This window comes from Aeromonas sp. CD, assembly GCF_033349375.1.
GTDB lineage: Bacteria > Pseudomonadota > Gammaproteobacteria > Enterobacterales > Aeromonadaceae > Aeromonas > Aeromonas hydrophila.
The window spans coordinates 2,109,323-2,122,481 of the sequence record NZ_CP137631.1; the positions used below are offsets into that span (position 1 = coordinate 2,109,323).

Below are 13,159 nucleotides of genomic sequence, written 5' to 3' on the forward strand. Positions count from 1 at the left end.
TCTTATTACAGAGAAGCGGTGAAGGTACGGGTGATGACGTCTTGCTGTTGCTCTTTGGTCAAAGAGTTGAAGCGAACGGCATAACCGGATACGCGGATGGTCAACTGCGGATATTTTTCCGGGTTTTCCATGGCGTCCAGCAGCATTTCACGGTTCATCACGTTGACGTTCAGGTGCTGACCGCCTTCCAGGTTGGACTCATGGTGGAAGTAACCATCCATCAGACCGGCCAGGTTGGCTTTCTGGGCTTCCATGTCTTTACCCAGCGCGTTCGGCACGATGGAGAAGGTATAGGAGATACCATCTTTGGCGTAAGCGAACGGCAGCTTGGCAACGGAAGTCAGGGAAGCAACGGCACCCTTCTGGTCACGACCGTGCATCGGGTTGGCACCCGGGCCGAACGGCGCACCAGCGCGACGGCCATCCGGGGTGTTACCGGTCTTCTTGCCGTACACCACGTTGGAGGTGATGGTCAGCACGGACTGGGTAGCAACAGCACCACGGTAGGTGTTCAGCTTCTGAATTTTCTTCATGAAGCGCTCAACCAGGTCGCAGGCGATGTCATCGACGCGAGCGTCGTTGTTACCGAACTGCGGGTACTCGCCTTCGATTTCGAAGTCGATGGCAACGCCATCTTCGTCACGAACCGGCTTGACCTTGGCGAACTTGATGGCAGACAGGGAGTCAGCGGCTACGGACAGACCGGCGATACCACACGCCATGGTGCGATATACGTCACGGTCGTGCAGCGCCATCAGAGAGGCTTCGTAGCTGTACTTGTCGTGCATGTAGTGGATGATGTTCAGCGCGGCAACGTATTGCTTGGCCAGCCAGTCCATGAAGTGATCCAGACGATCCATCACGTCGTTGTAGTCGAGGTACTCGGACTTGACCATTTCGGTCTTCGGACCGACCTGGATCTTGAGCTTCTCGTCCATACCGCCGTTGATTGCATACAGCATGGTCTTGGCCAGGTTGGCACGGGCACCGAAGAACTGCATCTGTTTGCCGACGATCATCGGGGACACACAGCAAGCGATGGCGTAGTCATCGTTGTTGAAGTCCGGACGCATCAGGTCGTCGTTCTCGTACTGAACAGAAGAGGTCTCGATGGATACCTTGGCGCAGTACTTCTTGAAACCGACCGGCAGCTTCTCGGACCACAGGATGGTCAGGTTCGGCTCAGGGGACGGGCCCATGGTGTACAGGGTGTTCAGCATACGGAAGCTGTTCTTGGTGACCAGGGTACGGCCGTCAACGCCCATACCAGCCAGGGTCTCGGTAGCCCACATCGGGTCGCCGGAGAACAGTGAATCGTATTCCGGGGTACGCAGGAAGCGAACCATACGCAGCTTCATGACCATGTGGTCCATCAGCTCCTGGGCTTCTTGCTCGGTGATCAGGCCTTTCTTCAGGTCACGCTCGATGTACACGTCCAGGAAGCTGGAGGTACGACCGAAGGACATGGCGGCACCGTTCTGGGACTTGACTGCCGCCAGGTAGGCGAAGTAGGTCCACTGGACGGCTTCTTTGGCGTTCTTGGCCGGTACGGAGATATCGCAACCGTACTTGGCAGCCATCACCTTCATCTGTGCCAGGGCACGGTGCTGCTCGGAGATCTCTTCGCGCAGACGGATGGTGGCTTCCAGGTTGACACCGTTTTCCAGGTCAGCCTGCAGGGACTTGAACTGGGCCAGTTTGTCGGCCATCAGGAAGTCGATACCGTACAGGGCAACACGACGGTAGTCACCGATGATACGGCCACGGCCGTAGGCATCCGGCAGACCGGTGATGACGCCGGACTTGCGGCAGTTCAGGATGTCTTTGGTGTAAACGTCAAACACGCCCTGGTTGTGAGTCTTGCGGTACTCGGTGAAGATCTTCTCGACCATCGGGTCCAGCTGACGACCGTACACTTCGCAAGAGGTCTTGACCATCTTGATACCGCCGTTGGCGATGATGGCGCGCTTGAGCGGCTTGTCGGTCTGCAGACCAACGATTTGCTCCAGGCTCTGATCGATATAGCCGGCATCGTGAGCGGTAATGGTGGAGGGCAGGTCGGTATCAAAATCGACCGGCGCGTGGGTGCGGTTCTCGATCTTGATGCCTTCCATGACCTTGTCCCACAGCTTGGTGGTAGCTTCGGTCGCGCCAGCCAGGAAGGACTCGTCACCTTCATACGGGGTGTAGTTCTTCTGGATGAAGTCACGGGTGTTGACAGAGGTCTGCCATTCACCGGCCGCGAAGCCTTCCCATGCTTTTTGGAACTGTTCGTTAAGTTCTGCCATTTTCATTACCTCACACGGTATTGATGTAGTATCCCGCAATCATCCTTAATGATGACGACGGAAGATAAACCAGTAAGTCAGACCAACCATGACGCCACCACCAATGATATTACCTATGGTGACGGGAATGAGGTTGTGTAGGACGAAGTTGGATACGGTCAGGTCGGCAAAGGTCGCCGGGTCCTGGCCGATGGCCTGCCAAAATTCCGGGCCTGCTACCGCATGGATAGCGATACCGACCGGGATCATAAACATGTTTGCGATGCTGTGCTCAAAACCGGAGGCCACGAACATGGCGACGGGGAGCAGCATGACCATCACCTTGTCGGTCGCACTGCGGGCGCCGAACGCCATCCACACGGCGAGACACACCATGAGGTTGCAGAGGATACCGAGGGCAAGGGCCTCGAAGAAGGTATGGTGGATCTTGTGCTGGGCCACCTTGAGGGCGTTCAGACCCCACTGACCATCTGCCGCCATGTACTCGGCCGACATGATGATGAGGCCGACGATGATGAGACCGCCGATGAGGTTGCCGAAGTAGACCAGTCCCCAGTTCTTGAACAGCTGGGCCCAGGTGATGCGGTTGGCCGCCTTGGCCACCAGAGTCAAGGTGGTGGAGGTGAACAGCTCGGCACCGAGCAGCACGCAGAGGATCAGACCCAGTGCGAAACAGAGACCGCCGACCAGCTTGCTGAGGCCCCAGGCCACATTGCCGGCACCGGTAGTCACCGTGATGAAGAAGACGAAAGCAATGGCGATGAAAGCGCCTGCGGTGATGGCCAGGGGGATGACCTTGTATGCAGGCTTGGTGGCCTTGGCATAAGTGATATCTTCTGCCAGTGCAGCGATGGCTTCTGGCTTGAGACAATCAAAGGGAGATTCTGCTTTCAATTCTCATGTACCTGATGTTTTGCCTGTGGAAATCATAACAAAGGGCCAGATCGTCAAAATTGACTCCGATCAAGAATTGCAGATTGTGAATGTAATTTTACTACAAAAATTTGAGTCCTCCGGCAGCGTTGCTTTACACCAGGTTTCAGCTGAAACATAAATGCTGATTTTTTAATGCAATGATTTTAAACAATTTATTTTTCATTGCCGAAAAATGGTACTGGCAAGGCATCTTTGCATCTCCCCAGCATTCTCTGCCCCGGCTTGGCAACCCCCTAAGAGGTATTTTTTGTTTTTTATTTCATCTTTGAATAACAAATCGCCTCTCTGGCGACCATAAAGCAAAAGGGGCCATCAGGGCCCCTTCACATACTACCACATCAGCCCCATGAATGGGCTCGTTTGGCCTTCTGCAGCTTCTCATAGGCTGCCAGCAGCTTCTGATGCAGCGGGAACTGGCTGAGGGACAGGTCGGCAGCTGCCAACCCGTGGAAGCGCGCTTCGCCGCTGGCGTGGGCCCAGGCCTGTGCCAGCGTCTCTTCACCATACATGCGGGTGAACACGGCACGGTACTGCTCGGGGTCGCGATCCTCATCCAGGAACAGTTCGACGCAGGCGCGCAGGGCGCGGTAGTAGTTGGCACGATCGGCCGGGAACACCGACTGGTTGAACTCCATGGTCCAGTCGATGAGATCGAGCGCCGTGTCGAGTTCGCCGGCGGCCAGTGCCAGCATGGCTTTGAGCTCGCCCACCCGCAGGGTGTGCAGGGCGGTGCCCTTGGCGGCGGCGATGCCGAGCAGCTCGCGCACCCGGGTGCGCTCGTCGTGACCCTCTTCATCCAGCTGGTCGAACAGCGCCATGTACTGCTCCGCGTCCCACTCCAGCGCCGGCAGCGCCAGGATGGTCTCTCGCAGGTGGGCACCCATGGTGTTGTTGGCCAGCAGCAGGTCTTCGGCCGGATAGATGTCGGACATGCCGGGCACCAGGATGCGGCAGGCGTAGACACCCAGGTGCTCGTAGTCGGCGATGTAGACCGGCTGCTCCAGCTCGTGGAAGATGCCTATCAGGTGGTCGAACTCCTCCTGCGAGGTGCCGCGGAAGTCCCAGTCGGCAAACTCGAAGTCCGCATCCTGCTTGAACAGATCCCAGCTGATGAGGCCGGAGGAGTCGATGAAGTGGGTTTCCAGGTTGTGGTGATCCGCCACCTGCTCGTTGTCGAACGAGGGCGGCACGAACACGTCCAGATCCTTGAGGCTGCGGCCCTGCAGCAGCTCGGTGACGGTACGCTCGAACGCCACTTCGAAGCGCGGGTGGGCGCCGAAGGAGGCAAAGCAGGTGCCGTTGCTCGGGTTGAGCAGCACCACGCAGATGACCGGGTAGCGACCGCCGAGCGACGCGTCGAAGCTGTAGATGGGGAAACCTTCGGCTTCCAGCGCATCGATGGAGGCCTTGATGCCGGGGTAACGGGCGATCACCTCATTCGGGATCCGCGGCAGGCTGAGGGCCTCGGCGATGATCTTGTTCTTCACGTGGCGTTCGAACACCTCCGACAGCCCCTGGGTGCGGGCCTCGGTGCGGGTGTTGCCGGCGCTCATGCCGTTGGAGACATACAGGTTGCCGATGATGTTCATCGGGATGTAGACGGTCTGGTGATCAGACTGGCGCTCGAAGGGCAGGGCGACTATGCCGCGCTCTTCGTTGCCGGATTGCAGGTCCACCAGCATGTCGGCGGTCACTTCACCGTCCGGGTTGTAGAACTTGCGGGTGAAGCTGTCGAGCAGACCGGCGGGCAGCTGATCCCCCTCGATGGGGAACCACTTCTCGTTCGGATAGTGTACGAAGTCGCCATTGGCGACCTGCTCGCCCAAATAGAAGTCGGCGAAGAAGTAGTTGGTGGAGAGACGCTCGAAATATTCGCCCAAAGCGGAGGCGAGCGCCGCCTTCTTGCTGGCACCCTTGCCGTTGGTGAAACAGAGGGAGCACTCCTTGTCCCGGATGTGCACGGACCAGACATTGGGCACGGGGTTGAGCCAGGAGGCCTCTTCAATATCAAACCCCAGGGCTTGCAGCTTGGTCTGGAAGCGTTCGATGGAGTCTTCCAGCGCCGCGTCCTTGCCGGGAATAAAAGTGTGGTCGGTCATCACGATATCCTGATTTTTATTGGCTCATGTTTGGCCGCAGATAATAGCAGGGGTCGGCGCGTTTGGCAGGCAAAAAACGGGGCCCATGCCCCGTTTTGCTCTCCATCCAACCGAGCTCGGTCACCGCTCAGCCGATGAATTTCAGACCCAGGATCCCGCCGATGATCAGCAGCAGGCAGAGCACCCGGGCGAGGGTGGCCGGTTCGTTGAACAGCCAGATCCCCATCAGCACGGTGCCGACCGCGCCGATGCCGGTCCATACCGCGTAGGCGGTGCCAAGGGGCAACTGTTTGACCGCCATGGCGAGCAGCAGCACGCTCACCCCCATGGCGATCAGGGTCAGCAGGGTGGGCAGGGGACGGCTGAAACCGTCGGTGTATTTGAGGCCGATGGCCCAGGCGACCTCGAACAGGCCGGCCAACAGCAGGAGCAACCAGGACATAAGGCAGATTCCGCAGGCAGCAGGGTCGTCCCTGCGTATCAGGAGGCCTCGAGGTCGTCCTCGAGGGGCAGCGGGGCTGCCGGTCGGTCTCAATGATGCCCCAAGTGGGGGTGGGATGCCAACCGGCTGCCCGTAGGTCGGCCAGGCTGACGGATATTGCAGCGAACGGCACAGAATATTGCGCAATTCGACTTGCGCCCGCCGTCACAATCCGTAATGTGGACAGACGCATTTTTCGCAACCCATATTTTGTGAACCGCTTGTAAACGGCCCGCGCCGGACAAGGGATCACGGGTATTACACTCGGTTTCTATAAGCAGCTATCCAGGGTAGGACATTATGAAAAAAGTAGGTTTGGTCGGTTGGCGTGGCATGGTGGGTTCGGTGTTGATGAGCCGGATGCAGGAAGAGAAGGATTTTTCCCGCATTCAGCCCACCTTCTTCACCACCTCCCAGGCCGGTGAGGCCGCCCCCAATTTCGGCGTCGATGCCGGCACCCTGCAGGATGCCTTCGACATCGAGGCGCTGGCCGCACAGGACGTCATCATCACCGCCCAGGGCGGCGACTACACCAAGGATGTCTATCCACGGCTGAAAGCCGCCGGCTGGCAGGGCTACTGGATTGATGCCGCCTCCTCCCTGCGCATGGAGAAGGATGCGGTCATCATCCTGGATCCGGTCAACGGCGACGTCATCGAACATGCCTTGAACAACGGCATCAAGACCTTCGTCGGCGGCAACTGCACCGTCAGCCTGATGCTGCTGGCCCTGGGTGGCCTGTTCAAGGCCGATCTGGTGGAGTGGGTGAGCGTGGCCACCTATCAGGCAGCCTCCGGTGGTGGTGCGCGCCACATGCGCGAGCTGGTCACCCAGATGGGCCTGCTGCGCGATGAAGTGGCGGTGGAGCTGGCGGATCCCGCCTCCGCCATCCTCGACATCGAGCGCAAGATCACCGAGAAGACCCGCTCCGGCACCCTGCCGGTGGACAACTTCGGCGTACCGCTGGCCGGTGGCCTCATCCCCTGGATCGATACCAAGCTCGACAACGGCCAGAGCCGCGAAGAGTGGAAGGGCCAGGCCGAGACCAACAAGATCCTGGGCATCGAACACGCCGCCATTCCGGTGGATGGTCTGTGCGTGCGCATCGGCGCCCTGCGCTGCCACAGCCAGGCCTTCACCATCAAGCTGAAAAAAGACGTGCCGCTGGCGGAAATAGAAGCCCTGCTGGCCGCCCACAACGACTGGGTCAAGGTGATCCCCAACGATCGCGACATCACCGCCCGTGAGCTGACTCCGGCTGCCGTTACCGGTACCCTCAGCATCCCGGTCGGTCGTCTGCGCAAGCTCAACATGGGTCCGGAGTACCTGGCCGCCTTTACCGTGGGTGACCAGCTGCTGTGGGGCGCCGCCGAGCCGCTGCGCCGCATGCTCAACATCCTGCTGGATCGCGGTTGATCCGGTTGCACCCAGTATGAACAGGGGGCCACGGCCCCCTGTTTTTTGTGCCGCTGCCAACCCTGCCGGTTGGCAGCGAGTGCAAAAGAGATGGGCTGGCGAGTAGAGACAGCAAGGCGCCTGCCATCCGTTTGTTATTAATGGCATCAATATTGACTTCCCATCGGGCTTATTTTGGCATGACTCAATAACGGCAGACTTATTTCCCAGCAGTGGGCGCAACGTCAGGTCCACTATATTTTTCGGCACGGTTAACACGGTTAAGTTAACACGGTTAACACGGTTAAGTTAACACGGTTAAATAGTACCGTTCAGGCTATTCAAGGGCGCTGACGGATGGGCCAGATATATACCTTGTTACAAAAGCACGTCTGTTGCTGATATCCCTTCGGGGCTTGATTGATTACACTGACGACCACGGCCGGGGTGCAGGCTGCCAGCCTTTGGCTGCTGCATTGACTGGCTCGGGGCAGACGTTGCTGCCGGCAAAATATTATTCATGTCATCAATAATGCGAGGCACCTGTTGAGTGTTGTCGCCTTTTTTCCGTTGTTGCGCGCTGGATATGAACGACGCGCAGTGACCGCCAATAATAATGTTCAGGTTTGAAAATTGGGAAATAACATGAGAGTCGTGTGGAGTTTGCTCTATTTCTTCAGTGTCTTGGCCTTGGCCGGCCCGGTGCTGGTCAAGGAGCAGAAAAAAGTGGCCGATCCGCTGATCGTCCCCTATCAGCAATATCGGCTCGACAATGGCCTGACGGTGATCCTGACCCAGGATCACTCCGATCCCCTGGTGCACGTGGCGGTCCACTACCGGGTTGGACTGCCGGAAGAGGCCCCCGGCCAGTCCGGGCTGGCCCATCTGTTTGAACACATGATGTTTCAGGGCTCGGCCCACGTGGGGGAGGAGGGCTACATCCGGTTGCTGCAACAGGTGGGCGGGCGCAACATCAACGGCTTGACCTCCCGGGATCAGACCCGCTATTACCAGACGCTGCCAGCCAATCAGCTGGAGAAGGTGCTCTGGCTGGAGGCGGATCGCATGGGGTTTCTGCTCGATACCCTCTACCAGCAGAAATTGGAGGCCAAGCGCGACATCGCCAAGAACGAGCGAGCCACCCTGGTGGATGCTGCCCCCTACGGCCGGGTGCTGGAAGTGCTCAACCGCACTCTCTACCCCCCCAATCACCCCTATTTCAACACGCCGTTTGGCCGGGTGGCGGACCTGGATCGCCTCACCCTGGAGGACGTGCGCCAGTTTTTCCTGCGCTGGTATGGGCCCAACAACGCCACCCTGGTGATCGGTGGCGACATTCAGCCGGCCCAGACCCTGGCCTGGGTTGAGCGCTATTTTGCCGCACTGCCTCCGTCACCAACCCAGACAAGCCCGGTGGTGCGTCCGGTGACGCTGAAGAAGAGCCGCTATCGCACCCTGGTGGATCGGGTCAGCGAGCCCATGCTGGTGCTGGCCTATCCGACTGTCTCCGCCCGCGAGCCCGACTTCGAGGCCCTCGATCTGCTGGCGGACCAGCTGGGGGGCTCGGCCAGCAGCCTGTTGCAGCGACAACTGCAGCAAAGTGGCCGGCTGGTCTCGGTGACGGCCAGGCAGGAGTGCGGTGTGCTGGCCTGCATGCTGGTGATTGAGGCGGTGCCCAATCTGGCCAAAGGGGGCGAGCTGGGCCCCATCAAGGCGGAGATCGACCGGATCGTCGGCCAGCTCGCCAGCGAGGGTGTCTCCCGCGAGCAACTGACCCACTCGGTCAATGCCCAGCGGGCCCAGCGGATCTGGCCGCTGGACAGCGTGGCCGGCAAGGTGGAGCAGCTGGCCACCGGTCACACCCTGTTTGCTGACCCCAACTTCCAGTACCGCAACCTCCAGCGCATCGCCCGGGTGACGCCGGCCGACCTGCAACGGGTATTGACGCGCTATGTGTTGAACAAGCCCAGGGTGGTGCTGAGCGTGGTGCCGGCCGAGCACCCTGAATGGCAGGCGGGCAGCCCCAACTTTGTCGAGCCGCCCCCCTTGCCGCTGGCCCGGCCGACCCCCTCTTTGCTGCCGCATGTCATCAAGGAGACCCTGGACCGGCGCCAGGAGCCGGCCAGCGGTGGCGCCTTGCCGGTGCCCATGCCGACCCTGTGGCAGGCCAAGCTGGGTGAGCGGATCTCCCTGCTCGGCCACTACAGCGACGAGGTGCCGGCTTTTGCCATGAGCATCAGCTGGCCGGGCGGTGAGCGGGCCGAACCCGAGGGCAAGGACGGGGTCGCCACCCTGACCGACGCCATGCTCTTCCTTGGCAGCGAGCAGTTGCAGGCGGCCAGCATCGAGGAGCGGGCCCGTCAGCTGGGGGCCAGCATTCGCTTCAATCATGGGGAGGGGCGCAGCTACGTCGAGATCGAGGGGCTCACCTCCCATTTTGACGAGACGCTGGCACTGGTGCGGGAGCTGGTGCAGCAGCCTGCCATGCGCCTAAGCGATTTTGAGCGCAGCCGCTTTGATCATGTCCAGTGGCTGCAACAGCTGATGCAAGATCCCCAGTGGCAGGCGGACTGGCAGTTCGGCGCCCTGCTCGAGGGGCGCAAGCGGCCGGATCTGCTGGCCAGCGTGCGCGCGTTGACGCTCGACGATGTGCGCAACTTTTATCAGTCGGTCTATCGCAGCGGGGAAGCCCAGGTGGTGGTGAGCGGGGATCTGGCCCAGGAGCGGGTGATGAAGGCCCTCGGCTTTCTGGTCGAGCCTGCCGGTCAGACGCCGGCCCTGCACTCCCTCGGCTGGCGCGGCCAGCAGGCGAAGCGGGCCATCTATCTGCTGGACAATCCCGGGGCGGCGCTCAGCCAGATCCGGGTGGGACGGCGGGCCATGGCGGAGGATGCCTTCGGCGAGCACTACCTGACCCGGCTGATGAATGTGTCCCTCGCCGAGCGGCTGCACATCCGGCTGCGCGAGGAGCTGGGTTACACCTACTTTATCGACGCCGCCTTCGACGGCAACGCCGATGCGGGCCACTTCCTGCTGCAAAGCAGCGTACGCAGCGGGGTGACCGGGGCAGCCCTGCGGCAGATCCTGCAGGAGCTCGACAAGTATCAGCGGCTGGGGCCGACCCGGCTGGAGGTGCGTACCCTGCGGGATCGGGTGCTCAATGGTCAGGCGCTCGATTACGAAACGTTGCCGCAGGAAATGGAGTACATGCTGCCCATCCTGCTCAAGGGGTGGCCGGAGGATTATGTGGAGCAGCGGGTGCAGCAGGTGAGCCGGCTCTCTCCCTTTACCCTGCGTGAGCTGGCTCGCCGCTGGCTCGATCCCGACGACATGGTGATCCTGGTGGTGGGGGATGCCAAGACGCTGGCTCCCGAGCTGGCCGCGTTGGGCTGGCCGGTGCAGCGCCTCTCTGCCACGCCTTAAGCAGGGTTGCCCCTATCGGGCGATTGCCGCAAGCAAAACAGCCCGCCCCTGGCAGGGGGCGGGCTGTTTTTTTGCGCTCAAAAGAGGCAAACGGTCAGATAAGGGCCAGGGCGGCGGCCAGATCGGCAATCAGATCGTCGGCGTCTTCCACCCCGATGCTGAAGCGGATGAGATCGTCATTGACCCCGGCGGCGAGGCGGCTTGCCTCGTCCATGGCGGCGTGGGTGGTGCTGGCCGGATGGCAGGCCAGACTCTCGAGATCGCCGAGGCTCACTGCCTGCACGAACAGCTGCAGGTTGTCGAGGAGGGTGGCGCAACGGGCAAAGCCGCCTTCCAGCTCGATGCTCACCATGCCGCCAAAGCCGCTGGCGAAGGCGCCGAGGGTATCGTGGCCCGGATGGCTGGCCAGCCCCGGGTAGATCACCTTCTTCACCGCCGGATGGGCGGCCAGGAAGTCGGCCACCTTCTGGGCGTTGTGCAGGTGGGCATCCATGCGCAGGGGCAGGGTCTTGACCCCGCGCTGCAGCAGGTAGGCCTCCTGCGGGCCGATGGGGGAGCCGATGTGCTTGAGGGCCACGGTGCGAATCGACTTCATCAGCGCGTGCGAGCCCGCCACCACCCCGGCGATGATGTCGCCGTGGCCGCCCAGGTACTTGGTGCCGCTGTGCATGACGATGTCGATGCCAAGCTCGAGCGGGCGCAGCAGATAAGGGGTGAGGAAGGTGTTGTCACACACAGTAATGGCGCCCACCTTGCGGGCCGCTTCCACCACCAGCCGCGGATCCACCACCTTGAGGGTGGGGTTGGTCAGGGTTTCGAACAGTACCACCTTGGTGGCGGGGCGGATGTTGGCCAGCAGATCCTGATCGCTCTCGTAGGCGGTGACCTTGATGCCGGCGCGGCTGAAGGTCTGCTTGAGAAACGCATCGGTACCGCCGTAGAGCGGGCCGATATAGGCCACTTCATCGCCGCTGTCGGCCATGGCATACATGATGGCGCTCACCGCCGCCATGCCGCTCGCCACCACCAGCGCCTCGTCGGCCCCTTCCAGCGCCGCGAGTTTTTGCTCCAGCTCGGCGGTGGTGGGGTTGCCAAAGCGGCTGTAGATAAAGCCGGGGGCTTGACCTGCAAAGCGCTCCTTGCCCGCCTGGGCGTTGAAGTAGCTGAAGGTGCTGCTCTGGTAGAGCGGGGTGGTGAGGGCGCCGGTCTGGGGATCGATCCGCTGGCCGCTGTGCACGCTCATGGTTTTGAATTTCATTGTATTGCTCCGTCATTGCCAGGCTGTGGCCCAACTGTTTGTGTCATCTGCTTGTGTCATCTGAAGGGGGGCGCCGTGGCGCCCCCGTCTATTAGGTATGGCAGCGTCAGGCGAGTTGTGGCTCGCGCCGATCGCGCTTTGCGGTCTGTTCGCTGCTTGTCTGCGGATTGGCGGACGCCGGGGCGACGCCATAGTGGCGGGTCGCCACATCCGGGTGGGAGCGCAGCCTCCCTTTGAGCACGTTCTCCCCCACCTGATAAAAGAGCGGGTTGGTCGGGTCGCTCTCGGGCCCCTGTGCCTGTGCGGCCAGCGCGGGGGAGAGGCTGAGCAGCGGCACGGTCGCATCCAGTCGCGCCGCCATGAAGAAGGCGCAGGAGAGGCGCGATACCCCGGGCGGCGGGCTCTGCACCCGGTGCAGGGTGGCCTTGAGGTAGCCGTTGGAGGCGAGCTCCAGCAGCTCGCCGATGTTGACCACCAGGGCGCCCGGCAGGGGCGGCGCCGAGATCCAGCCGTCGGCCGTCTCCACCTCGAGCCCGGAGTGGTGGTCCTGCATCACCAGGGTCAGGTAGCCGGGATCCTTGTGGGCGCCTACCCCCTGACCGCTGCCCCCTGCGGCTTGCCCCGGGTAGTGGATCAGCTTCATATGCTGATGGGGCGCCCCGCGAATGCTCTCGTCAAACACCCCGGCCGGCTGCTCCAGCACCTCGGCGAAGGCGGCGAGCAGGGTGAGGGTGATGGCGCTCAACCTATCCTGCCACGCCAGTAGCTGCGCCTGCATGCCGGGTAGGGCGGCGGGCCACTGGTTGGGGCCGATGAGCCGCTGCCAGGGATGCTGCAGGCTGGCGGCATCGAGGGCGACCTCTTCGTTCATGATGTCGAACTGCTCGCGCAGATCCGGCCGCGCCCGGGTGAGCTCAGCCCCCACCTGGTTGTAACCGCGAAAGTGGGGGGAGTGCACCATCTGTACCGCCAGCTTCTCCTGCTGCGGCAGGGCGAAGAAGCGGGCCGCCAGCGCCAGGGTTGCCAGCTGTTCTTGCTCGCTCAGGCCATGGCCGATCAGATAGAAAAAGCCCACCTCGCGGGCCGCCCGGCCAAGGGTGGCCAACATCTGGCGACGGGTCTCGGGGGCGCCGTCGAGCGCGGCGAGATCGATGATCGGCAGTGGTGAATGTTCCATGTGCACCTCCTCACTGGCCAGGGGCGGGATGCTACCCGCACACCTGACATGAAAACGACGACGCCCTGACCGATGAATCGGCCGCAACCCTGTTGCCAGGGA

At 61.5% G+C, this 13,159-nt stretch carries 8 protein-coding genes; 2 read left to right on the forward strand and 6 right to left on the reverse strand.

Going from position 1 to position 13,159, the window contains the following annotated elements; all coding sequences use genetic code 11:
• Positions 1-5 precede the first annotated feature (5 nt).
• The 4 genes from pflB to sugE all read right to left on the reverse strand — a co-directional run bounded on the left by pflB (position 6) and on the right by sugE (position 5,765).
• Entirely contained in the window at positions 6-2,288 is a 2,283-nt protein-coding gene (pflB, locus tag R2E40_RS09895) for a formate C-acetyltransferase (protein ID WP_016350517.1), read from the reverse strand.
• Positions 2,289-2,333: 45 nt separating this feature from the next.
• Positions 2,334-3,182 carry a formate transporter FocA gene (gene focA, locus R2E40_RS09900; RefSeq protein WP_011705812.1) on the reverse strand — a complete coding sequence of 283 codons (849 nt, stop codon included), beginning with the start codon at positions 3,180-3,182 and terminating at the stop codon, positions 2,334-2,336.
• Positions 3,183-3,562: 380 nt separating this feature from the next.
• On the reverse strand, positions 3,563-5,323 hold the full coding sequence (ycaO, locus tag R2E40_RS09905; RefSeq protein WP_318165342.1) for a 30S ribosomal protein S12 methylthiotransferase accessory factor YcaO: 1,761 nt from the start codon (positions 5,321-5,323) through the stop codon (positions 3,563-3,565).
• A gap of 127 nt (positions 5,324-5,450) precedes the next feature.
• Positions 5,451-5,765 carry a quaternary ammonium compound efflux SMR transporter SugE gene (gene sugE / locus R2E40_RS09910; protein ID WP_011705814.1) on the reverse strand — a complete coding sequence of 105 codons (315 nt, stop codon included), beginning with the start codon at positions 5,763-5,765 and terminating at the stop codon, positions 5,451-5,453.
• Positions 5,766-6,104: 339 nt separating this feature from the next.
• On the opposite strand from sugE, the gene asd reads away from it, so the two are divergent.
• Together asd and R2E40_RS09920 are read left to right on the forward strand one after the other, a co-directional pair.
• On the forward strand, positions 6,105-7,220 hold the full coding sequence (gene asd / locus R2E40_RS09915; RefSeq protein ID WP_077096509.1) for an aspartate-semialdehyde dehydrogenase: 1,116 nt from the start codon (positions 6,105-6,107) through the stop codon (positions 7,218-7,220).
• Between the two features lie 624 nt (positions 7,221-7,844).
• The gene (locus tag R2E40_RS09920) at positions 7,845-10,622 is read left to right on the forward strand and encodes a pitrilysin family protein (protein ID WP_318165343.1); all 2,778 of its coding nucleotides are present in this window, start codon (positions 7,845-7,847) and stop codon (positions 10,620-10,622) included.
• Between the two features lie 94 nt (positions 10,623-10,716).
• On the opposite strand, the gene R2E40_RS09925 is transcribed toward R2E40_RS09920, so the two are convergent.
• Both R2E40_RS09925 and R2E40_RS09930 read right to left on the reverse strand, forming a co-directional pair.
• The gene (locus tag R2E40_RS09925; RefSeq protein ID WP_318165344.1) at positions 10,717-11,880 is read right to left on the reverse strand and encodes a PLP-dependent aspartate aminotransferase family protein; all 1,164 of its coding nucleotides are present in this window, start codon (positions 11,878-11,880) and stop codon (positions 10,717-10,719) included.
• A gap of 106 nt (positions 11,881-11,986) precedes the next feature.
• Positions 11,987-13,057 carry an isopenicillin N synthase family dioxygenase gene (locus tag R2E40_RS09930; protein WP_318165345.1) on the reverse strand — a complete coding sequence of 357 codons (1,071 nt, stop codon included), beginning with the start codon at positions 13,055-13,057 and terminating at the stop codon, positions 11,987-11,989.
• Positions 13,058-13,159: the final 102 nt, after the last annotated feature.